The sequence below is a fragment of the Motiliproteus coralliicola genome (genome assembly GCF_003345655.1).
GTDB classification, from domain to species: domain Bacteria; phylum Pseudomonadota; class Gammaproteobacteria; order Pseudomonadales; family Balneatricaceae; genus Motiliproteus; species Motiliproteus coralliicola.
Genome location: NZ_QQOH01000001.1, coordinates 1,289,776 through 1,311,995 on the forward strand (window position 1 = coordinate 1,289,776; position 22,220 = coordinate 1,311,995).

A 22,220-nucleotide genomic window follows, 5' to 3' on the forward strand; every position below is an offset into this window, starting at 1 on the left:
CCGGTTTTATTCCGGTGTGAGCATATTCCGGTGTGACCATGCCGTCCCTGTCTGTGCTTAGAGTCTGTGCTTGGATCGCACTAAAGATCGATCTCCATGCCGTCCCAGGCGACCTCGATTCCCTGACGGGTCAGCTCGGCCCGTTCGGGTGAGTCCTCGTTCAGAATCGGATTGGTGTTGTTGATATGAATCAGCACCTTGCGGCGGGCCTGCAGCGGCTGCAGCACTTCGATCATGCCGCCCGGACCGCTCTGGGGTAGATGGCCCATGGTACTGCCCAACTGCACCCCCACCTCCTGGCGGATCATTTCGTCATCGGACCAGAGAGTGCCGTCCACCAATACGCAGTCGGCCCGCTTCATCCAAGGCTCGAGATGGGGTTCCACCTCGCCCAGTCCGGGCGCGTAAAACAGGGTTCCCCCGGTGGCCAGGTCTTCGACAAAGACGCCGATATTGTCACCGGGGACCGGGTTGTCGCGATGGGGGGAATACGGCGGTGCCTTGGAGCTGAGCACCATGGCGTGAATCCGCAGGTTACGGATCGATGGAATCTCAAACCCGGCCTCGGCATCCGGCGAAACCGGCTGCCGGGCAAAGCCGCCATTCCAGGTCGGACAGTTGAGCATTGGGAAGATCGGAAAACCCTGACTCAAATCCTCAAAGACCGGGTCGGTGCAATACACATCCAACGGGCAACCCTCGCGGAGCATCAACAGGCCGCTGGCGTGATCAATCTGGGCGTCCATCAACAGAATCGCTGCAATGCCGGTATCGCGAAGTTTGCGGGCCGGCTGCAGCGGTTCGAAGGACGCGAGCTGTGCGCGTATGTCTGGAGAGGCGTTGAACAATAGCCAGTTCTCACCGTCACTGCTGATGCAGATCGACGACTGGGTCCGGGCCTTGGCATTGAGGGTACCCTCACGGAAGCCCCGACAATTACGGCAGTTACAGTTCCACTGCGGAAAACCGCCACCGGCAGCAGCACCCAGGACACGAACTTTCATGGCATCGACCTCCAGACTTTCACGGCAAAACGCGCCCGAAGGCGCGGGATCTTAACGGTTGCTGAAGTACATGGTGACTTCAAAACCAACGCGCAGATCGGTAAAGGCAGGCTTAGTCCACATGGTGTTATCCTCGTTTTGTTATTGTCGGTGAGCCGGTTGACTCAAACTCAGCATCGCAAAGCCTTACCCCCAGCAACAGAAGACCATGGAGGGCTTTAGGGGGGTCGAAAGTCGTAGAACCGAAGACCCTATCTCTATCTCTACCTCTATCCCAGCCCGGCCCTGCCTGGCCCAAAGCTGACCCTCAGATATAAAAAACCCCGGCCTAACAGCCGGGGTGTGGTAGATATCCACCAGGATAGGAATATCCGGGTCGAGAGGATGTTCCTGAGCCGTAAAAAATCAGCCTTGTTCGAGGCAGCCTCCCGCCGCCTCGAACGGTCAAGCTTAGAAGAAGCCCAGCGGACTGGTGCTGTAGCTGACCAGCAGGTTCTTGGTCTGCTGGTAGTGCTCCATCATCATCTTGTGGGTCTCACGACCGACACCGGACTTCTTGTAACCACCGAAGGCGGCGTGGGCCGGGTAATGGTGGTAGCAGTTGGTCCAGACACGACCGGCTTCGATGCCGCGACCAACGCGGTAAGCCCGGTTGATATCACGGGTCCACAGACCGGCACCCAGGCCGAATTCGGTATCGTTGGCGATCGCCAGCGCTTCTTCCTCGTCCTTGAAGGTAGTCATACTGATGACCGGTCCGAAGATCTCTTCCTGGAACACGCGCATCTTGTTGTCGCCCTTGAACAGGGTCGGCTCGACGTAGTAACCCTTGTCGAAGCCGCTGCCAACCTGAGCCGCATTACCGCCCATCAGCACCTCGGCGCCTTCCTGACGGCCGATCTCCAGGTAGCTCATGATCCGGTCATACTGCTCCTGAGATGCCTGAGCACCCACCATGGTATCGGTATCCAGCGGGTTGCCGCGTACGATCTTGGCGGCACGATCGACCACCAGTTGGGTGAAGTCCTGAGCGATCGACTCCTGCACCAGCAGACGGGACGGACAGGTACAGACTTCGCCCTGGTTGAAGAACGCCAGCACCGAGCCTTCGACACACTTGCTCAGGTAGTCGTCTTCGAAGTTCATCACGTCTTCAAAGTAGATGTTGGGCGACTTACCGCCCAGCTCGACGGTGGACGGGATAATGTTTTCGGCCGCGCACTTGAGGATGTGGCTACCGACCGGGGTCGAGCCGGTAAAGGCGATCTTGGCGATACGCTTGCTGGTGGCCAGCGCTTGCCCCGCTTCCTCACCGTAACCCTGAACCACGTTCAGTACGCCCGGGGGCAGCAGGTCGCCGATCACTTCCATCAGCTTGATGATCGAACAGGGAGTCTGCTCGGCCGGCTTCAGCACGATGCAGTTGCCGGTGGCCAGGGCCGGAGCCAGTTTCCAGGCCGCCATCAGCAGCGGGAAGTTCCACGGGATAATCTGACCCACGACTCCCAGCGGCTCGTGGAAGTGGTAGGCGGCGGTGTGCTCGTCAATCTCGGCGGAGCTACCTTCCTGGGCACGGATACAGCCGGCGTAGTAACGGAAATGGTCAACCGCCAACGGCACGTCGGCAGCCAGAGTTTCACGAACCGCCTTACCGTTATCCCAGGTCTCGGCAACGGCCAGCATCTCCAGGTTCTCTTCGATGCGGTCGGCGATTTTCAGCAGAATGTTGGAGCGCTCGGTCACCGAGGTTTTGCCCCAAGCGGCCTTAGCAGCGTGGGCGGCATCCAGGGCTTTATCGATATCAGCGGCGGTGGAACGCGCCACTTCGGAGATCACATCACCGGTTACCGGCGACGTATTAGTGAAGTAACGACCCTCAACCGGCGGTACAAACTCACCACCAATGTAGTTGCCATAACGCGGTGCAAAAGAGACGACGGCTCCCTCAGAGCCAGGATTTGCGTAAATCATATCGGTACCTTTTTGTTTTAGTTCGTAGCCGGATACCCGCCGCCAAGCGATTCGGGCATTCTACTGGCGCCCCTTGATTTGATTCCTTCCGGGAAGCGCAGCACTCGAATTCATAGTACGAACCCTGCCCCTGTCACCAAATGGCACTTTGGCGCAGAAAAACTAGTTCCTTGGTAGTAAAAACAGTGATCTGGCCAGCGGCGAGGGCCTGACGGCAAAGGGAGACCCTGCCGTTCAGGCAGCAGCTAAGAAGAGAGTTAAGAATGGAGGAATCAGGACAGGTTACGCTTCGAAAACGTCCTTTCGGCGGTTCCGCACGAACGACACTCGTAGGGTATGGTTATCCAAGTCTTCATATTAACCGAAACCCCATAGCGCTCCTTACAGCAGGGGCAACGGATTCCCCGAATCAGGGCTTTCCAGCCAAGCATTGTTAACAGCACAATCAGCGGGCCGAAGACAATCAACAGCGGCAACATGTCGTTTTGAACCGCTAAATAGATCAGCGCCAGCTCAGCAACCATGCAGAGACTAACGGCAAGTAAATGATAACGAGCAGTTAACGAGGTTACAGTCATAGCACCTGGGGTTAAGCTGCAATAACAGCACGGAACTTAGATTCCGAATACGCAGGGCGGTCGTTAATAACTTTTATCGCTGATCCTCGGTAGAGACCAACCTGCCGCCAAGGATAAACAGCAACCATTGCTACACAACTACCGATTAGTATAGGTCTGTATCGATGCAGGGAACGAAGGGCATTTATCACCCAGTTACGTTCTTACCGCTGAAAAGTCACCCCTGCTTATGACTTAACCTGAAACCGACCCGGTCGAATCATTTCGATGCTGTTCCTGCTCCTTGTCACTCTTCTTCTTTGTCTCGGTGCCCCAACCGTGCCAGCACCCCTCTAACAACCGCATCACAGCGATGTCCGGCAAACTCATAAAGCGCCACGCCGGATTCACTGAGATGCGAGCTCAGCTGCTTTTGTAACAGGGCGTTGGCGCGAAAGAGACGGGTTTTTACGGTCGCCTCTTCCAGATCGAGTATTTCCGCCGTCTCACGCACGCTGCATTGCTCGATCGCCCGCAGGATAAAGACACTACGGAAGCTGTCGGGCAACTGATTGATATTGCTCTCCAGCAATTGCCCCAGCTGCTTGTTGGCGACCTCGCTATCCGGTCCATTGTCGTTCTTTGTCATCGCCGTCAGCTCCACAACCGATTCCAGCTCCTCGGGGGCCATGGCGACATTACGCTGATTACGTCGCAGGAGTTGCAGCGCCTCGTTGCGTGCAATACGCGACAGCCAACCGGGTAACGCCGGGATCGACTGCAAGCGCTCCAGTTGCTCGTAGGCCTTGATATAAGCCTCCTGAATCGCATCCATGGCCTCTGCATCGCTATTCACGATGCCTCGGGCTACCCGGAACAACCGTTGGTTGTAGCGTCGCATAATGCCTTCATAGGCGTTCGTCTCCCCCTGCAGGATACGCGTCACCAGCTCAGCGTCGGAGCAACCCATCAGTGTTTGTGTCTTTAGCTGTTGTGCTGCGATCGTCATCACAGCCCTCCCATTCTTTTTGTTCTCTTTACCTAGCGACATTCAGGCCATTCGTTCATCGCGATTAAGTAAGCGATCAAATCGCTACGGTCATTGTCGTCTTTAATCCCGGAAATCCCCATATTGGTGCCGGGTATGTAGCCCAAAGGGGAGAATAGAAACGAATCCAACGTCCGGACTGACCAGATAAGCTTCGATTCACGCATCGACTTGGAGTAATCAAACCCCGCTGCCGTCCCGGCCTGACGACCGATCAACCCACAATGCTTAGGTCCCGTTCGGTGACGCTCCGGAGAGTGGCAACCGACACATTGAGCGTAAAGCTGTTTACCGCGCGTCGCGTCTCCGCTCGTCAACACGGACATCTCAGCGCTCGCTGCCGAGGCATCGGCAAGCAGGCCGGCAACCGTCAGCAGCGCGGTACCGAATGAAACCGTCGGCATCATGAGAAGAATGCACCCGGCACGGGATCCAGCCCCAGTGCGTGACGCAACACCGCCCAATGCATCGCTTCATCGGCCAGAATACTGGCCGCAGCCAGGGATAGATCACGGTTGTCGAAAACAGGAATCGCTCCGGCATAAGCACTCACCGCCCCACGCTCCAACCCTGCGGCAAACTCCAGCACATGGGTCTGATTTTTGAGCTGATGGACGGGGAAGCCGTAATCGCTCTTCGCCTCAGCCGGCGTGCCGCCCATCGACATCACGGCTTTGGCAAGGGCTTCGATATGTTCTTTGTGATGCCCTTGGAACTGCACCGCCACTTTCAGCACATCGTTACTCAACAAGCCACTCTCGGCGCCCACCTGGTAGGCCGCCACGGCCTCATGCTCGGCACCGATAGCGGTATTGAGTATTTTAACATCCTGGCTAACAGCCCCATCTGCGGTTCCGTATTTGCCGGCATTAACACAGCCGCTGAGCATCGCTACGCCGGCTGCAGACAGAGTCACAGCCCCAGTACGTAGCAGGAAGTTACGGCGCGAGCGGGCCGACATCGTTTCTACCAAACCCGATTCGGATATTTTTGACTGTAGGATTTTCATGATGCTCTCCGTTGGTAATAAAGGGCCTGATGGGCCCTAGTTGGCGAGAAATATCTCGCTCTTCACCAACAGGATGCAGCTGGACCAACGAAGGTTCCCAACGCGTTGAAAAAACCTGTCCCAGGTAAAATGGTTGGTAGTGCTTCCAGGCTTTATCGGAGATCAGGCGTCAGCCGGGTTAAAAGGATGCCAGTAACCAATCGATAAAACGCCGGGCATTGGCGTTATCGAGGGTTCGCTTCGGATAAACCAGATAATAGGCCCGCCCCAATGGCAGACTGATCTCGCAGGGAGCGACGAGTCGACCCGCCTTCAGCTCGTCGGCGATCAGCATCCGTTGCCCCAGCAGTAGCCCCTTCCCCTGAACGGCGGCGTCGATCGCCATACTCGACAGATTGAACCGCGGTCCCGCTTTCGAGGTGGCGATATCCAACCCGGCGGCCTGCAGCCAATCCTCCCAATCCGGCAGGCTGTCGTTGTCCTCACCCCAGTCGATATGGATCCGGGGCAATTGGGTGATTGCCTCGAGGGACTGGGGCTCGGCAACGGTTGCCAGCAGCTGCGGGCTGAGGACCATCGACACCGAATCGGTAAACAGCAGCTCTTTGTTCAAACCGGCATAGCCCGACTCACCGTAGCCGATACAGATATCCGATACCGAGCGGTTGAAGTCGACCCGAGCGTGACTGGCCTCCACCCGAACCTGCAGCCCGGGGTTGAGTTCCATCCATTGCAGCACCAGCGGCATCAACCAGTTCGAAGCCAGCGACGGCAATGCCGTGATGGTCAGCACATCGACACGACGAAACAGCTCGATCTGCTGCTGACCAAGGCGCAACTTTTCCAGCGCTTCACGGATAAACACCAGGTAGCTCTGCCCTGCCCGGGTTAACCGGACTCCGGACTTGGAGCGTTCAAACAGCCTGATGTCCAGCTGCTGCTCCAATACCTTGATCTGTTGGCTGACCGCCGCTGGGGTCACAAACAAGCGTTCGGCCGCCGCGGCAAAGCTACCGGCTTCAGCCGCAGCCTCAAAAGCCAGCAACGCCTTCAACGGTGGAATCTGTCTGGTTTTCATCAACGGGTCTCTCGCCACAGCATCAGCACTCATCCCATCATTAAGACTTTCTTATGGATAAGATCAATAAATATCGTTGGTTATGACTTATGTCATTAGCTTATTTTGTTTTTAAACAAATAAAACAGGTAGCCACAACATGCAACTAGAGCAGATCATTCAGTTCAACGAGTACCCGCTTTCCGATACCGCCTTCCAACAACGCTGCAAGCAACACCTGGATGAACACGGCGCCTTGGTCCTGCCGGACTTTATCTCGGCCGAGGCGCTGACCAAGATCTGCCAGGAAGGCGCGCACAAGAAACACCTGGCCTACTACTCCAAGGACGACCACAACGTCTATCTCAAAGACCCGGATCCGGACTTTGCTGACGACCACCCGAGAAACCAACCGGTCCAGTCCTCCAAAGGCTGTATCACCGACAACCAGATCGCTGAAGACTCACCGCTTCGCACCCTCTACGACGCCGAGACGTTCCGTGACTTTCTCGCCACCGTGCTGGGGGAACAGGGGCTGTACAACTATGCCGACCCGATGTCGTCGATCAACCTGCATTACGCCGATGAGGGTCAGGAGCTGGGCTGGCACTTTGACAACTCCTCCTTTGCCATCACGCTGCTGATCCAGAGTCCGGAAGCGGGTGGGAGCTTCGAATATGTCGAGAATCTGCGCGATGCCGATCGGGGCGAGATGAACTATGACGGGGTGGCTGAAGTTCTGGCCGGCAAACGTCAGGTCAAGACCCTGCAGGCCGGGCCCGGCACCCTGGCGATGTTCCGCGGCCGCAACGCCCTGCATCGGGTCACGCCGGTTAAAGGTGACAAGACCCGGATGCTGGTCGTGCTGGCCTACAACTCCGAACCGGGTATCGCGCTGTCCGAATCCGCCCGTCTGACCTTTTATGGGCGTCTCTGACTCGACTCAACCAAGCAGAGCTTGCTGGGAAGATAAGTCCGCGGATCAGGCGTTGGTCTGATCCGCGGCGGCCAGCATCCGCTCAATCTGTTCATCGGAGAATCCCTGCTCACGCAAAACATCGCGAGTGTGGGCTCCCAGCGGCGAACCTATGCTGCGGTATTCGGCTCGGCTACGGGAGAACTTGATCGGGCAGCCGATCTGACGAACCCTTTGTTGGTTTGATAAGGATTCCGGCTGCTGCCCTGACTGCCGTTCAGCAAGCGGAACCTCGACCAACATTTCACGGCTTCGGAACAGCTCCGAAGCCGCCGCCTCACTGAAGCTCAATACCGGCTCGACGCAGACATCAAGTTCGGCAAAGACCTCGCTCCAGTGCCGCAGTGACTGGGTTTCGATGATGGACTGGATATCGGCCTTGAATGCCTCAACCGCCTCGGGTCGGGTATCAGATGCCCGCCCTGCCCACTCCGGTTTACCCAGTGCCTGCAGCAACCCTTTCAGAAACGGCGACTCAAGGCTCCCCACCGACAGGTAACGATCATCGGCGGTTCGGTAGTAACCGTAGAAACTACCCCCGTTCAAGAACTCGCTGCTGAGTTGGGGGTCCTTGCCGCTGACCAAACTGTTGGCACCAAAGAGTGCGTTCATCGCCAGCGAGCCATCGGCCATACTGATATCGATCGCTTGCCCCTGCCCCGACTGCTGCCGCTCAATAACCGCCGCCAGGATCCCTACCACGGCCTGGTGCGAGCCGCCGGCGATATCGGCTATCTGGGTCCCCGACAACACCGGCCCGGTCTCTGCGCGGCCGCTGTAACCGGCCAAACCTGAAAGTGCCAGGTAATTAATATCGTGACCGGCTCGATCACGGTGACTGCCGTTCTGGCCATAACCGGTGATCGAGCAGTAGATCAATCGCGGATTGATCCGGGCGAGCTCGTCATAACCCAAACCCAGCCGGGCCATCACTCCCGGACGGAACTGCTCCACCAGGATGTCGTAGTCACCGATCATCCGCTTGATCGCTTCAACTGCGGCGGGATTTTTCAGATCCAACGCCATCGCCCGCTTATTGCGATTCAGGGTCGCAAAGCAAGCCGAGGTTTGATTCTCCCCCTCCCCTAGCAACGGCGGCAAATGTCGGAGCAGATCAACCCGGTTGGGGGCCTCAACCCGCACCACTTCAGCCCCCAGGTCCGCCAGCATCATGGTGGCGTAGGGCCCTGGCAACAGGGTGGAGAAGTCGAGCACTTTGAGTGATTTCAACGGCATAACGGCATCCTGCAGTCAGACAGAGGGTCGGAGACCACACTATGCCGAACCACAAAGACACAAAAAACGACGCAAACTAACTCATCAAATCACAAAAGATGACAATCGCTGTTGAAACAAGCAGGCCAACACTCTTATTCAGTGTGCGCTCGAATCGAATGAGAAAGCGGAAAATGAGAACCCTGCGAAAAGGCTGCAGGGGGTGCTGAACTCCAGCAGAACAGGGTCCGTAGGTAGACCCCCTGGCCCAGAACCTAAACGGGCCACCTTCTCAGAGGTAGCCCGTTGCGCTTGGAATAGAGTCAGTTTCTTACCGACTCACAGCAGATTATAGACGAATACCACCAGAACCGCAGCCGGTGTCAGGTAACGCAGTACGAACATAAAGACGTTCAGCGCCAAACCGTTACCCAGCTTCAGCTCACCTTCGGTGATTTGCTTCGACATAAACCAACCGACAAACACAGCGACCAGCAGACCGGACAGCGGCATCATCAGGTTGGCGGTGACAAAGTCGAGCAGGTCAAACAGAGTCTTACCCTCGAAGCGCTCGAACATCGCCAGCGGCGTCACATCGGCCCAGACGTTGAACGACAGCACCGTCACGATACCCAGCAGCCAGACCGACAGACCGGCAATCAGAGTCGCACCAAAACGGGAGATCGCCGGCTTCTCTTCCAGCCACTCGACCACCGGCTCCAACAGCGAGATCGCCGAAGTCACCGCAGCCACCACCAGCAGCACGAAGAACAGGGTGCCGAACAGCACACCGCCCGGCATCTGGCTGAAGGCCAGCGGCAGAGTTTGGAAGATCAGTCCCGGACCCGCACCCGGCTCCAGGCCGTTGGCGAACACCAGCGGGAAGATCGCCAGACCGGCCAGCAGCGCCACCACGGTATCCAGTACCGACACGGTCACCGCGGTCTTCACGATCGAGACCTGCTTGGGCAGATAGGAGCCGTAGGCCATCATCACGCCCATCCCCAGGCTAAGGGTGAAGAACGCATGACCCAGCGCGGTCAGCACGCCTTCGGTGGTCAGCTTGGAGAAATCCGGGCTGAACAGGAAGCTGAAACCGGCGGCAAAGTGATCGGTATTCATGGCGTAGCCGACCATCACCAGCAGCAATACAAACAGCAGCGGCATCAGGATATTGATCGCTTTTTCCATTCCGGAGCGGATCCCGCGGGCCACGATCAGAATCACCAGCGACATAAACAGCGTGTGCCAGAGCAGCAGTTCGCCAGGATTACCCAGCAGGTTGCCGAAGATCGCGCCGATCTGCTCGGTGGTAGCGCCGACAAAATTACCGCTGACCGAATTACCCACGTAGGTCATCGCCCAACCGCCGATCACCGAATAGAACGACAGGATCAGGAACGAAGCCAGCATGCCCATGCCACCCAGCCACTTCCAGCGCGACGATAGTCCGCTGTCGGCCACCAGCTTGCGCATGCTCTGCAACGGGCTGCCGCCACCGCGACGGCCGATCATGACTTCGGCGATCATGATCGGAATCCCGACGATCGCAATACAGAGCAGGTAAACCAGTACGAAAGCGGCACCGCCATTCTCGCCGGTGATATAGGGGAATTTCCAGATGTTGCCCAGGCCGACGGCAGAACCGCTGGCGGCCAGGATAAAGGCCATCCGTGAAGACCACATCGGATGGGATTTGGCTGATTCAGATGCCGCGGAGGCGGCGGAGTCCTGGATGATCTGTGTCACCGTTGTCTCTCCTGTTGTTTTTATTGGAATCAAAGTTGTCACTCGCATCTGCCGTTCGGATGAAATCCCGCTGGCAGACGCGCTGACTCATTTGTTTGTGATTGTTGTGGTTTAAAACTCAGACGCTGACCGTCTCCGGCGCCATAAAGCGCTCCTCGGCCAGTTCGTTAGCGATCTCGCCGGTCGGGCGATCCTGCAGATCGGCGCGGCGGAAGATCTCATCGAGGGTTTCGCTAATCGATTCGATATGGGCCAATACCTTGCGATGATCGTGACCGACCCGCTCGTAGAAGATATCGATGATGCCGCCGGCGTTGATGGCGTAATCCGGGGCGTAGAGAATGCCGTGCTCGCGCAGCATCGCATCGTGCTCGGGGGACGCCAGCTGGTTGTTGGAAGCACCGGCGACCACCTTGGCTTTGATCTGCGGAATGCTGACATCATTCAACACCGCCCCCAGTGCACAAGGTGCCAGCACATCCACGTCCAAGGACAGGATCTGCTCGGCGCCCACTTCGATGGCGCCCAGTTCGCTGACCGCCCGGGCCACCTGCTCCTGATGGATATCGGTGACGTACAACTCGGCACCGGCCGCGGCCAGGTGCTGCGCCAGACGATAGCCCACATTGCCGACCCCCTGGATCGCAACCCGCAAGCCACGCAGGTCCTGCTGACCCAGCTTGTGCTTCACCGCTGCCTGCAAACCGACAAAGGTGCCGTAAGCGGTAGCCGGTGACGGATCGCCATTACAGGGTTTGCCGTCAATTCCGATACGCTCGGTGATCCCGGCAACGTTGCCGGTGTGGCGAGACATCACCTTCAGGTCGGCCACGGAGGTCCCCGAGTCCTCGGCGGCGATATAACGATCGCCCATCGATTCCAGGCAACGCCCCATCGCTTCAAGCAGTGCTTCGCTCTTATGTTGACGGGGATCGCCGATAATCACCGACTTGCCGCCGCCCAGATCGATATTGGCCAGCGCCGACTTGTAGGTCATTCCCTTGGACAACCGCAGTACATCCCGCAGGGCCTCTTCATCGCTGCGATAATTCCACATCCGGCAACCACCCAATGCCGGACCGCGATTGGTGTTATGCACCGCCACGATCGCTTTTAGACCGCTTTGTTCATCGCAGAAAAAATTCAGTTGTTCATGCTGAGAAAACTCAGGATGACTAAATACACTCATGGTGTTTATCCCTTAATTCAGATCTGGGGGAGAAGCCTGTTTAACCGTTACACACGCACCATCCAGCCGAGCCAAACCCTGCCGAAACACAGGCAATGGTCGAACCGAAATCAGCGAAGCGTTAGATCAGTAGCGGGTCGGGATCCGCAAGAAGCGTAATGGAGTGCGCCCAAGAACTGCTGGGGCTGGGGAGCCGACGGGAGCGGCACAAGGTACAGGAGAGCACCTTAGCAATGGAGGCGACAACGGAGCCAGTGTCACCAACGGACGGTTGATCGGAAAACATAGACGTTCACCCACAATCCAGGCCGGATCACGGCTTGGACCAGATTTAATTATTTTTATCCGGTCGGTACGACCGTTATCTGTTATGCCTGCCACCCTCGTGAGGTAAGCAGGAGCCCAACGTTATGCCCACCCACAACAGCTCGTCAAGTATTTTTTACAAAATCGATAAGATTGGCCGATTTTAGAATTCAGGATCTTTACCAAAACGCAACCGTTCTATTTGATCCAGACCGCTTTAAATGTAACTGATCAGTTTCTGCCCGATTCTCTTAAGCGCCCGTCATGACTAGCCTGCAGCCATCTAAGCAAAAGCTGCCAACAACTCTATCCACAACAACTGGGGATAAATTAGCAACAGTAAGCCTGGCCGTGATGATGATGAATTTCTTCACAATCGGCACTGCTATGGCATCTTGCATCGACTCACTAGCTTCAGCGGTGACTCAATGCCACCACATCAGTAATCCTGATGGGCTACTCTTCTGAATACGCGAATACCCACGAATTAGATACCATCACTGATAGGAGGGTGAGCAGATGTCCGCTGAAGATAAATTAGGTGGTTATGCCCAAGGCTTCGGTAGCCTGGATGCCGCAACCGTCGCAGCGAATGTAACTGAGGATTACAAGCTACTCGATAAAGATGGAGTCATACACGAGAAGAAAGACTTAGCAGCCTACATCACCGAGTTGAAGCAGCTTGGAGAATCGATGGAAATAACAGATGTCAGTGTCAGTGAAGGCAAAGCCTGGTGTAAATGGAAAATCGGCGATGTCGTAGGAGCAGGATTGATTAGCTTCGGTGATGCGGGCGTCAGCGAGGAACAACTGTTCTATCACTAATCACTATGACCTGGCGACAACCGGAATGTCGAACTGAAAGAAACTCCAAATGGCGGGTGATCGAGCTTCATAGCTCGCAGGGATAGCCCGCCGTCTTTGCATCAGAAAAAATGCCTCATTACCAAGCATCGCATGGACTAGCGGAGAAGCCTCATTTCCAACGAGCAAGTTGATCTCGGGCCTGTCACCACGATCGGCTTCGCGTAACGCTGCAGCTACCCGACTGACATGGCAGAGACACGAAAGCGGCCTATTCAACGCACTGCACAAAAAACCAACGCACCGTACCAACCCAGACGGCATCAGGCTTTGCGGCTATTACCCTCAGCTCACAGACAAACTTATCCACACTTTCTGTGAATATCGACCAGGGCATCTCGGCGCTGCTCTGGGCAACAGATCGACGTCCAACAACGCCAGCGATTCGTAGTCATCCCTTTGACCACCCGTCGGCGGCTTGAATGCTCCAGATCAATTGTGCAACGCACAAGCCTGACCCATAATCAGGGTAGCGCCGGGAATCGAGATTCCATCTAGTCGCTGAGTCCGGCGCTTCGATCGATGCATTGACGATGAATTGAAAGGAGTTCAAGACATGTCCCCTGCTCGCCGAAATGACTGGCACGCCCTGAGCGAATCGGAAGTTGCAGACCTGCTCGATACAGAGTCTGAGCAAGGGCTGAGCGCCGATGAAGCCAAGCAACGCTTGGATCAGGTCGGTCCCAATGCGCTGACCCAGAAGCAAGATCAAAACCCCTTCCTGCTGTTTCTGCAGCAATTCAATCAACCGCTGGTTTATATCCTGCTTGGTGCGTCGCTAATCACCGCACTGCTGCAGGAGTGGGTCGATTCCGGGGTGATTTTCGGTGTGGTGCTGGTCAATGCCGTGATCGGGTTCCTGCAGGAGTCCAAGGCGATGAAGGCGATCCGCGCCCTGTCCCAGGCCATGGTCAGCGAGGCCACAGTGATCCGGGACGGGTTGAAGCGTCGCCTCTCTTCCGCCGAACTGGTGCCCGGCGATATTGTGGTGTTGCAGTCCGGAGACAAGGTACCGGCCGATATTCGCTTGGTCCGCTCACGAGAACTGCAGATCGACGAGTCAGCGCTGACCGGTGAGTCGGTACCGGTCGAGAAGCAGGTCGACGCCGTGGCCAAGGATTGTGTGCTGGCCGATCGCAGTAACATGGCTTACGGCTCGACTCTGGTGACCTACGGCACCGCCACCGGCGTCGTGGTTGCCACCGGTGATCGCAGCGAGATCGGTCGCATCAATGAGCTGATCGCTACCGCCGAGGTGCTGGCCACCCCCCTTACCCGCCGGATCGGCCAGTTTAGCCACATGCTGCTGCGGGTCATCCTGGCGCTGGCGGCGTTCACCTTTCTGATCGGGATCCTGCGTGGCGAATCCTGGATCGAGATGTTTATGGCGGCCGTGGCGCTGGCCGTCGGAGCGATCCCCGAAGGTCTACCGGCGGCATTGACCATCACACTGGCGATCGGGGTCGGCAAGATGGCCAAACGCCATGCGATCATCCGCAAACTGCCGGCCGTGGAAACCCTGGGTAGCACCACCATTATCTGCTCGGACAAAACCGGTACCCTGACCCAGAACCAGATGACGGTTCAGGAGATTCACGCAGCGGGTCTGAAGCTGTCTGTCTCCGGGGTCGGTTATGCACCCGAGGGCAGTTTCAGCCTCGACGGCAACGACTATCCACCGCAGAACCATCCGGCTCTGCTGGAGTGCCTGAAAGCCGGGCTGCTATGCAACGACTCCCAGTTGGTGAAGACCGACGAGGGTTGGCGTATCGAGGGCGATCCCACCGAAGGCGCTCTGATCACCTCCGCCCACAAAGCCGGGCTAACTCTGGATAGCCTGCTGCAATCATTACCGCGTATCGATGCGATTCCGTTCGAGTCGCAGCACCAGTACATGGCCACCCTGCATCAGCGGGCCGACGGCAAGCGGTTGGTGTATCTCAAAGGCTCGGTCGAGAGCTTGATTAAGCGTTGCGCCAACGTACTGGACGAGACCGGCGCTATCGCCGAACTGGACCAGGCACGCTGTCATCGTGAGGTGGAAAGCATGGCTGCCAACGGGATGCGGGTGCTGGCGTTCGCCGTTGCCGAACTGGCCGACGATCAAGCCCAGATCAGCCATGCGGACCTGGTCGAGGGGCTGACCTTTATCGGCCTGCAGGGGATGATCGATCCGCCCCGTCCCGAAGCCGTTGAAGCCGTCAGCGCCTGCCAAAGTGCCGGTATCAGCGTCAAGATGATCACCGGCGACCATGCGGTTACTGCCGCGGCGATCGCCCAGGAGATAGGGCTGGAGGGCAAGCGCCTTGAAAACGGTCGACTGGCGGCCGTGACCGGACACGAGCTGGCCGAGATGAGTGACGAGCAGGTTGAGCACCTGGTAGGACACATAGCTGTGTTCGCCCGCGTAGCACCCGAACAGAAGCTGCGCTTGGTGGAAGCGATGCAGCGTCGCGGCGATGTGGTCGCGATGACCGGTGATGGGGTCAACGACGCACCAGCACTGCGACGGGCCGATATCGGCGTGGCGATGGGCATCACCGGCACCGAGGTCTCCAAGGAAGCCGCCGACATGGTGCTGACCAATGATAACTTCGCCTCGATTCGCGCTGCGGTCGAAGAGGGTCGTGGGGTTTACGACAACCTGATCAAATTCATCACCTGGACCCTCCCCACCAACCTGGGCGAAGGCCTGGTGATCCTGACCGCAATCTTCGCCGGTTTAAGCCTGCCGATTCTGCCGGTCCAGATTTTGTGGATCAATATGAGTACCGCGGTCTTCCTGGGGCTGATGCTGGCGTTCGAGCCCAAAGAGCCAGGCATCATGGAGCGACCTCCGCGGGACCCGCAGAGCAATATCCTGTCGGGGGGCCTGATCATGCGGATCCTGCTGGTGGGTTTCCTGCTGTTGGTCGGCGCCTACGGCCTGTTCGAGTGGGAGCTGGCTCAAGGCGAGTCCGAGCTGGTCGCCCGTACCGTGACCGTCAACGTGTTTGTGTTTGGTGAGTTGTTCTACCTGTTCAACTGCCGCTCGTTGCGCTATTCGGTATTCAAGCTGGGGTTCTTCTCCAACCCTCTGCTGCTGGTCGGTGTGGCGGGCATGATCCTGCTGCAGCTGTTCTACACCTACTCGCCGATGATGAATGCCGCCTTTGGCAGCGCCCCGATCGGCGCCGCCGAGTGGCTGAATATTCTCAGTGTCAGCTTTGGTATCTACGCGGTGATCGGGATCGAAAAATGGTGGCTACGACATAAGCTAGCCACCAGCAGCATCAAACCGGAAGCTAAGCCGGAGTCTAAACCGCAGAAGCAATCCTGCTGATCGATTAAGTGTTCTCGGGACGCTTATGGCCATCGATATCCGGCTGAATTCCAGTCGGGAAAAAGCAGCTGAATTCCCTTGACAAGTTGATGATTTTCTTTGGATTCTCAACTTGCCAGGGAATTGAACAAAAAAGCACCGAGGCGCGCCAGGCACCATGGTATGGGGGCTTGAGCCGGATACCCTCAAACCACGGACAGTGTTATCCACAGTTACTGTGCATAAGCAGTTGGTCTAATTCCCAGGCAGCGGGTCAAGCTTCGGGCAGTAGTCGGGTCAACGGCATCTCTGCCTGCTTATCGGCCACCGACAGATAGAGAAGATCGTCCTGTCGGTTGAGCTGCACCTCGGCTCCGCTACGCAGCCCCTCGCTAAGGGTTTCGATCACCGTATTGTCGAGCTGATAGAAACGCAGTTTCGGCAATGCCGACAGGCTCGCCTGATGTTGATGCCACCAACGGTGGGCATTGGCGCCATAGGCATACAGGCTCAGACGTGGATGGCGCTTATGCAGCTTGGCCAACCGCTCCAGGTCAGGCTGACCGATCTCGATCCAGTGCTGAACCTCGTCAAAATCGTTACGCAACCAGATCGGTGCTTCGTCGGTGCTGGAGACTCCACCACCGAAGGCCAGGCCCGGCTCATACTCCAGCCCGAACGCCAGTAGCCGGGTCAGCAGCCGCTGCTCCGATTCCGACGGGTGCTGGGCCAGGGTCAGATCCAATTGTTCATAACAGTGGCGGTCCATGTCGCTCAGATAGAGCTTTAACTTAAAAATTCGACTACCTCGGGCCATTTAATCGAGTCCAAATTTGAGACGGTCCACCGCGGCTGTATGGTCGTCCAGTTGATGATATTTTTCGATCGCCACCAACAGATGGCTGTGCAGCTGTTCATCCTGACCGGCATGAAGAAACTGCTCGGTCAGTTTAAGCACCTCTTCCAGGTGCTGTAATCGGTAATGGCAATTCAATAAAGACTTCGCCACAGAGTGCGGATCGTGCTCACGTTCGCGCATCCCGATGGCGACAGCCAGCGCTGTTTCGAGTTGCTGCTTGGTCGGTTTTCCCATCATGCACCTCCTCACTAAGACCATTTATGCCTGAGCTTACAACGAAAACCTCTGTCCTCCCTATATTGCTGGTACTGTCTGAACGCAGTTATTGAGCCAGGTCTTAGGGAACGCACAATTACCTTGTGTTTATTAGACCATTGGCTATAGTCGACGAGCACATGGTGAAAATAATAAGTCCAATCGCACCGTTAGCTACTCCCTACTGTTCGATCAGTTAGCGGTGCACAGCAGTGATTTGGAGTACCGCTATGACCTTGCTAAACAGCCTCAACCGTAAACTGGTTGCGGCATTTCTTTGTCTCTCGCTGATTCCGCTTTTGATCTACGCCGGCATCAGCATTCAACGCGCATCAGACGCACTCGAATCCCAAGCCTTCAATCAACTTCAATCCATACGATCGATCAAACAGGCGCAAATCAGCGATTTTTTTGCCAATCGTCGGGCCGATATGAATGTGCTGGTCGATACGGTTGAAACCCTGAGCGATGAAGCTTTCAAAAAGCTTGCCGCCGTCCAGGCCAATAAAAAGTCCCAGCTCGACGAACATATCTCCTCAATGAAGGCTCAGTTGCGGATCACCCGCGACTCCCCCTTTATCGGTGAGGCCCTGGACGCCCTGAACCTGGCGGTAATTGGTAGCGACGATTTTATTAACAGCGGCCGCTGGCAGCGCCGTGCTGACGTCTACGGCCCCCGGGTCTCGAAGATTGTCGAAGCCAACGGCTGGTATGACCTCTATCTGATCGCCCCTGACGGCACCATTCTCTATAGCGATGCCAAAGAATCCGATATGGGGATGAACATCCCCAACTCCGAATTGAAAGACAGCGGTCTGGGCCAGGTACTGGAGATGGCGAAAAAGCAGGGGGCTAAAGCGATCACCGTATCCGACTTTGCCCCCTACGCTCCGGCCGGAGGGGCACCGGCGGCCTTTATGATGGCCACTGTCACCAACCTGATCGACGAAGTCAGCGGCTACGTTGCCTTCCAGGTACCGTTGGACAGCCTCAACGATGTGATGCTGCGCCGTGATGGCATGGGTAAAAGTGGTGAATCCTATCTGGTGGGTCCGGATCGACTGATGCGTTCGGACTCGTTCCTATCACCCAAAACCCACAGTGTAGAAGCCTCCTTCGCCAACAATACCCAGGTCAGTACCCAGGCGGTCGAGCAGGCTCTGGCAGGTAAGCCCGGTGCCGCCATTATCCGCGACTACAACGATAACCCGGTGCTCTCCTCCTGGGATCTGGTCGATGTCGGCAGCGGCGTACGTTGGGCGATCATCAGCGAGATCGATGTTGCCGAAGCCTTTTCACCGGTCGACAGCGATGGCGTCGACTTCTACAAAAAATATATCGATAAGTACGGCTACTACGACCTGTTCCTGATCGATGACAGCGGTTACGCCTTCTACACCGTCACCCGTGAAGCCGATTATCAGACCAATTTGGTCGATGGCAAATACGCCAGTTCCAACCTCGGTTCCTTGGTTCGCCAGGTCATGCAGAGCAAAGACTTCGGACTGGTCGACTTTGCCCCCTATGCGCCCTCCAACGATGCTCCGGCCAGTTTTATCGCCCGACCCATTGTTGATAACAACGGTCATGTCGTGATGACGGTGGCGCTGCAGGTTTCCCTTGGGGCTATCAACGCCATCATGCAGCAACGCGAAGGCATGGGTGAAACCAGTGAGGCTTATCTGGTCGGACCGGATAAACGCATGCGCTCCGACTCCTTCCTCGATCCGACCGGTCATTCGGTTACCGCCTCGTTCGCCGGTACCGTGGAAGCCAACGGCGTGGATACCGAGGCCTCCCGACGCGCGCTGAAAGGGGAGACCGGCGTCGATATCGTCATCGACTATAACGGCAACCCGGTCCTGTCTGCCTATACCCCGGTGCAGGTGGGTGATACCCAATGGGCATTGATGGCCGAGATCGACGAAGCCGAGGCTCTGGCCACCGTCAAGCAGCTGATGCTGCTAACCACGATTATGGTGGCCGTAGCCGTGGCCGTTATTGCCGCTCTTGGAGTTCTGCTGGCCAAGAGTATCAGCCGCCCGATCACCGAACTGGTCGATAAAACCAAACAGATCGCGGCCGGTGATCTGACCACCGATATCCGGGTCACTCAGCATGATGAAGTGGGCGTGATGCAGCAAGCGATGGCAGATATGGTCGCCAGCCTGCGCAGCACCGTCGGCACCATCAGTGACTCCGCCTCGCAACAGGCCGCCGCCTCGGAGGAGCTGGCCGCCATCACCGAACAGACCGGCCAGAACGTGGTCCTGCAACATCAGAATACCGATCAGGTTGCCAGCGCCATCAACCAGATGAGCGCCACGGTACGCGAGATCACCCAGAACACCTCATTGGCAGCCGATGCCGCCAACAGTGCCCGGGAACAGGTCGCGCAAGGTTCCGACGTGGTCGGTGAAACGCTACGCGGTATTCAGGCGCTGGCCGAAACCCTGGAAGGCTCGATGGGCATGGTCAACGAGCTCGAGCAGGGCACCAGCAACATCGCCAGTATTCTCGACGTGATCAAAGGGATTGCCGATCAGACCAACCTGCTGGCGCTGAACGCGGCCATCGAAGCCGCCAGGGCTGGTGAACAGGGTCGAGGCTTTGCCGTGGTTGCTGATGAGGTGCGCTCGCTGGCGCAGAACACTCAGAGTTCAGCCAGCGAGATCGAACAGATGATCAGCTCGCTGCAAACCGGCGCCCTGCGCTCCACCGAGGCGATGAAACGGGGAACCAGCCAAGCGGAGGGTTTGGTCGAACAGGCCCAACAGGTCACCGAAGCGCTGCAAGGGATTCGAGGTTCTGTGGACACTATCGGGGATATGAGCCTGCAGATTGCCAGTGCCACCGAAGAGCAGCTGAGCGTTGCTGAAGAGGTCAGTCGCAATGCTGAGGAGATCAGTAAGCTGTCTCAACAGACCGGCCAGGGCACCGAGCAGATCGCCAGTGCCAGTGAAGAGTTGGCCAAGCTGGCGGTCGGCTTGAATCATGAGGTAGAGCAGTTTAAGACCTGATTCGAGGAGTTTGACTCGAAAACCCATCAATTAAACCTCAAAGCCGGCATCAAGATGCCGGCTTTTTTCGCCTCCCCTAGCACGACCCCAATCGTGACCCCGGAGAGAGTCCCTTGGGCTCAGGGGCGAGACCAACGCCTTATCCGAGCAATCTCGTCAGCCTCAATATCGAGTGACTCCAGAAACGCTTGATGGCCGTCAGGCTCGTTGTGTTCAAACTGAATATGCCAGTTATGCATATCCTCATCGCTCAGACCGGCATTGCGCATAATCTGGGTCCAGCGCTCCTTGGAAACGGCGCCACGTTCGGGCAGTTGTGGCTGATCCATATATTGAACGATCGCTTTCTGTTGCAGCCGCAATTGCTGAATCTGCTGTTCTAGCGCATTGAACTGAGCCTGTAGAATCTGCTGCTGACCAGCATCGGCCTTCATTGCCAGCAGTGAAGCCAAGTGGGCCACCGGGACACCAAAGGAGCGGTAGGCCATGATTTTCCCCAATCGCTCGACAGCATCCTGACCGTACCAGCGATAACCGTTATCGCCGCGTTTACTGGGCAACAGCAGCCCCTGTCGTTCGTAGTAAAGAATGCTGGTACGCGAAATGCCGAACTGTTGGGCCAATTGAGAAACTGTCAGCACACTAAGCACCTCGCCAAGTAACTTATTAGTAAGCTAAAGCTTATACCTATAGACAGATTAAAATACTCCTTGGTACACCTTGATCCGAGTCCCATCAATCGAAGACTGCTTTCGGACGGCTAGATCTGAACGAGCAGACCACCTGCCAGACCCAAGGTACCAATGCACTCAATAGCAGCACTACAACGCCGAAAACCGATAGCACATTAGGAAGCTCAGCAAACAACAGGTAGCCCAAGATCAGCGAATACAAAATCTTGACGTATTCCACATTGGCTACGATATTGGCTTCAGCCTTTTGGTACGCCGTGACACCTATCCATTGTGCCAGCGACGATATCACCCCCACTGAAATCAGCAGCAATAACTCATTTTTTGTCGGCCATTGCCACGCACACCAACTCGGCACAAGGGTGATCAAGCCAACAAACAGGGCTTGGTAGCTGAGCAGCACCGTCCGAGGTTCAGTCTTTGCCAGCCAGCGGACACAGACCACCGCAACCGCCGCCCCCAAGGCAGCTGTCAGACCGGTCATCATGTAGATCAGCGACGGACTGTCAAAACCTGGTTGCACCACCAATAGCACTCCGACAAACCCGATTAGCAGGGTCAGCATCCGTATCGTTCCGACCGATTCAGCCAGAAACAACCTCGAGATCACAGCGACAAACAGCACTTGGGTAAACCCCAGGGCCGTGGCATCAGCTAGCGGAATATTACTGACCGTGACAAAACCCAGATACAGCGCCAGAAACGCACCAGTGATCCTAAGCAGGTGAAATCTAGCCATCGATGTGCGCTTCAAAGTATCGAATGACCTTAAAATAGCCGGCGTCAGCAGTGTGATAAAAACGAGTTGGCGGAACAGTAATATCTGAAACAGATCTATCCGCTCGCTCAGGATCCTAACCATCACCCCAACCACTACGAAAAGAGCCGTAGAGATCAAAGCCAGCAAGATACCCTGCATCGATTGGGAAACCCTGCCCTCAAACCGGCTCTTGAATCCCGATAAAACGACTAAAATTGCCTGTTGTTGCATGGTTGAACTACCTCATCATCAAGGATGGGTAGCATGTGGGTTACACCTGTAGACAGGTCAACGGTTTGAATTCATCTTACGCGTAGCTTCAGGCGCGGTAAGATCACAAGAAACGTTTCACAAGGCCTAGTCAGCCTGGCTGTCCGAGGTGATCTAG

At 56.6% G+C, this 22,220-nt stretch carries 18 protein-coding genes; 4 read left to right on the plus strand and 14 right to left on the minus strand.

The genetic code is table 11. From position 1 onward, the window contains the following. Positions 1–80 precede the first annotated feature (80 nt). The 7 genes from pqqB to DV711_RS05735 all read right to left on the minus strand — a co-directional run bounded on the left by pqqB (position 81) and on the right by DV711_RS05735 (position 6,667). Positions 81–1,004: a pyrroloquinoline quinone biosynthesis protein PqqB gene (gene pqqB, locus DV711_RS05700; protein ID WP_114694651.1), complete on the minus strand. Its 924-nt coding sequence runs from the start codon at positions 1,002–1,004 to the stop codon at positions 81–83. Between the two features lie 51 nt (positions 1,005–1,055). After that, positions 1,056–1,127 carry a pyrroloquinoline quinone precursor peptide PqqA gene (gene pqqA, locus DV711_RS05705; RefSeq protein ID WP_114694940.1) on the minus strand — a complete coding sequence of 24 codons (72 nt, stop codon included), beginning with the start codon at positions 1,125–1,127 and terminating at the stop codon, positions 1,056–1,058. A 327-nt stretch (positions 1,128–1,454) separates the two neighbouring features. Next, positions 1,455–2,975, minus strand: coding sequence for an acetaldehyde dehydrogenase ExaC (gene exaC, locus DV711_RS05710; RefSeq protein WP_114694652.1), 1,521 nt, complete (start codon positions 2,973–2,975; stop codon positions 1,455–1,457). 864 nt (positions 2,976–3,839) lie between these two features. Next, positions 3,840–4,541, minus strand: a complete 702-nt coding sequence (locus DV711_RS05720) for an RNA polymerase sigma factor (protein ID WP_165840008.1) — start codon at positions 4,539–4,541, stop codon at positions 3,840–3,842. A gap of 32 nt (positions 4,542–4,573) precedes the next feature. Continuing rightward, positions 4,574–4,987, minus strand: a complete 414-nt coding sequence (locus DV711_RS05725; protein ID WP_207802540.1) for a c-type cytochrome — start codon at positions 4,985–4,987, stop codon at positions 4,574–4,576. Beyond that, positions 4,984–5,589 (minus strand): ferritin-like domain-containing protein, encoded by a 606-nt coding sequence (locus DV711_RS05730; protein ID WP_207802541.1) that lies wholly within the window; start codon positions 5,587–5,589, stop codon positions 4,984–4,986. The genes DV711_RS05725 and DV711_RS05730 overlap by 4 nt, the downstream gene beginning before the upstream one ends. 178 nt (positions 5,590–5,767) lie before the next feature. Next, positions 5,768–6,667, minus strand: a complete 900-nt coding sequence (locus DV711_RS05735; protein ID WP_114694655.1) for a LysR substrate-binding domain-containing protein — start codon at positions 6,665–6,667, stop codon at positions 5,768–5,770. Positions 6,668–6,806: 139 nt separating this feature from the next. Between DV711_RS05735 and DV711_RS05740 the strand changes: the two genes are divergently transcribed. Beyond that, complete coding sequence (locus tag DV711_RS05740) at positions 6,807–7,583, plus strand: HalD/BesD family halogenase (protein ID WP_114694656.1); 777 nt, start codon at positions 6,807–6,809, stop codon at positions 7,581–7,583. A 45-nt stretch (positions 7,584–7,628) separates the two neighbouring features. Here the strand turns inward: DV711_RS05740 and DV711_RS05745 are convergent, their stop codons facing one another. From DV711_RS05745 to DV711_RS05755, 3 genes are all read right to left on the minus strand, one after another. Continuing rightward, positions 7,629–8,858 (minus strand): CaiB/BaiF CoA transferase family protein, encoded by a 1,230-nt coding sequence (locus DV711_RS05745; RefSeq protein WP_114694657.1) that lies wholly within the window; start codon positions 8,856–8,858, stop codon positions 7,629–7,631. A 318-nt stretch (positions 8,859–9,176) separates the two neighbouring features. Then, complete coding sequence (locus DV711_RS05750) at positions 9,177–10,586, minus strand: sodium-dependent transporter (RefSeq protein WP_243633740.1); 1,410 nt, start codon at positions 10,584–10,586, stop codon at positions 9,177–9,179. A gap of 118 nt (positions 10,587–10,704) precedes the next feature. Further along, positions 10,705–11,775 carry a Leu/Phe/Val dehydrogenase gene (locus DV711_RS05755; protein ID WP_114694659.1) on the minus strand — a complete coding sequence of 357 codons (1,071 nt, stop codon included), beginning with the start codon at positions 11,773–11,775 and terminating at the stop codon, positions 10,705–10,707. A gap of 825 nt (positions 11,776–12,600) precedes the next feature. On the opposite strand from DV711_RS05755, the gene DV711_RS05760 reads away from it, so the two are divergent. Together DV711_RS05760 and DV711_RS05765 are read left to right on the plus strand one after the other, a co-directional pair. Continuing rightward, positions 12,601–12,906, plus strand: a complete 306-nt coding sequence (locus tag DV711_RS05760) for a hypothetical protein (protein WP_114694660.1) — start codon at positions 12,601–12,603, stop codon at positions 12,904–12,906. A gap of 595 nt (positions 12,907–13,501) precedes the next feature. Then, positions 13,502–16,267 (plus strand): cation-transporting P-type ATPase, encoded by a 2,766-nt coding sequence (locus DV711_RS05765; RefSeq protein WP_114694661.1) that lies wholly within the window; start codon positions 13,502–13,504, stop codon positions 16,265–16,267. Positions 16,268–16,520: 253 nt separating this feature from the next. On the opposite strand, the gene DV711_RS05770 is transcribed toward DV711_RS05765, so the two are convergent. Together DV711_RS05770 and DV711_RS05775 are read right to left on the minus strand one after the other, a co-directional pair. Then, entirely contained in the window at positions 16,521–17,063 is a 543-nt protein-coding gene (locus tag DV711_RS05770; protein ID WP_114694662.1) for a YaeQ family protein, read from the minus strand. Continuing rightward, the gene (locus tag DV711_RS05775) at positions 17,064–17,339 is read right to left on the minus strand and encodes a hypothetical protein (RefSeq protein ID WP_114694663.1); all 276 of its coding nucleotides are present in this window, start codon (positions 17,337–17,339) and stop codon (positions 17,064–17,066) included. It abuts the gene before it with no gap. 251 nt (positions 17,340–17,590) lie between these two features. Between DV711_RS05775 and DV711_RS05780 the strand changes: the two genes are divergently transcribed. Then, positions 17,591–20,380 carry a methyl-accepting chemotaxis protein gene (locus DV711_RS05780; protein ID WP_114694664.1) on the plus strand — a complete coding sequence of 930 codons (2,790 nt, stop codon included), beginning with the start codon at positions 17,591–17,593 and terminating at the stop codon, positions 20,378–20,380. Positions 20,381–20,499: 119 nt separating this feature from the next. On the opposite strand, the gene DV711_RS05785 is transcribed toward DV711_RS05780, so the two are convergent. Next, positions 20,500–21,021, minus strand: coding sequence for a MerR family transcriptional regulator (locus DV711_RS05785; protein ID WP_114694665.1), 522 nt, complete (start codon positions 21,019–21,021; stop codon positions 20,500–20,502). A gap of 94 nt (positions 21,022–21,115) precedes the next feature. Beyond that, entirely contained in the window at positions 21,116–22,063 is a 948-nt protein-coding gene (locus DV711_RS05790) for a DMT family transporter (RefSeq protein ID WP_114694666.1), read from the minus strand. Positions 22,064–22,220: the final 157 nt, after the last annotated feature.

Bases quoted from the DNA above. Each gene is read 5' to 3' on its own strand.
- pqqB (WP_114694651.1), bottom strand. From the start codon at position 1,004: ATGAAAGTTCGTGTCCTGGGTGCTGCTGCCGGTGGCGGTTTTCCGCAG.
- exaC (WP_114694652.1), bottom strand. From the start codon at position 2,975: ATGATTTACGCAAATCCTGGCTCTGAGGGAGCCGTCGTCTCTTTTGCA.
- DV711_RS05720 (WP_165840008.1), bottom strand. From the start codon at position 4,541: ATGACGATCGCAGCACAACAGCTAAAGACACAAACACTGATGGGTTGC.
- DV711_RS05725 (WP_207802540.1), bottom strand. From the start codon at position 4,987: ATGATGCCGACGGTTTCATTCGGTACCGCGCTGCTGACGGTTGCCGGC.
- DV711_RS05730 (WP_207802541.1), bottom strand. From the start codon at position 5,589: ATGAAAATCCTACAGTCAAAAATATCCGAATCGGGTTTGGTAGAAACG.
- DV711_RS05735 (WP_114694655.1), bottom strand. From the start codon at position 6,667: ATGAAAACCAGACAGATTCCACCGTTGAAGGCGTTGCTGGCTTTTGAG.
- DV711_RS05740 (WP_114694656.1), top strand. From the start codon at position 6,807: ATGCAACTAGAGCAGATCATTCAGTTCAACGAGTACCCGCTTTCCGAT.
- DV711_RS05745 (WP_114694657.1), bottom strand. From the start codon at position 8,858: ATGCCGTTGAAATCACTCAAAGTGCTCGACTTCTCCACCCTGTTGCCA.
- DV711_RS05755 (WP_114694659.1), bottom strand. From the start codon at position 11,775: ATGAGTGTATTTAGTCATCCTGAGTTTTCTCAGCATGAACAACTGAAT.
- DV711_RS05760 (WP_114694660.1), top strand. From the start codon at position 12,601: ATGTCCGCTGAAGATAAATTAGGTGGTTATGCCCAAGGCTTCGGTAGC.
- DV711_RS05765 (WP_114694661.1), top strand. From the start codon at position 13,502: ATGTCCCCTGCTCGCCGAAATGACTGGCACGCCCTGAGCGAATCGGAA.
- DV711_RS05770 (WP_114694662.1), bottom strand. From the start codon at position 17,063: ATGGCCCGAGGTAGTCGAATTTTTAAGTTAAAGCTCTATCTGAGCGAC.
- DV711_RS05775 (WP_114694663.1), bottom strand. From the start codon at position 17,339: ATGGGAAAACCGACCAAGCAGCAACTCGAAACAGCGCTGGCTGTCGCC.
- DV711_RS05780 (WP_114694664.1), top strand. From the start codon at position 17,591: ATGACCTTGCTAAACAGCCTCAACCGTAAACTGGTTGCGGCATTTCTT.
- DV711_RS05790 (WP_114694666.1), bottom strand. From the start codon at position 22,063: ATGCAACAACAGGCAATTTTAGTCGTTTTATCGGGATTCAAGAGCCGG.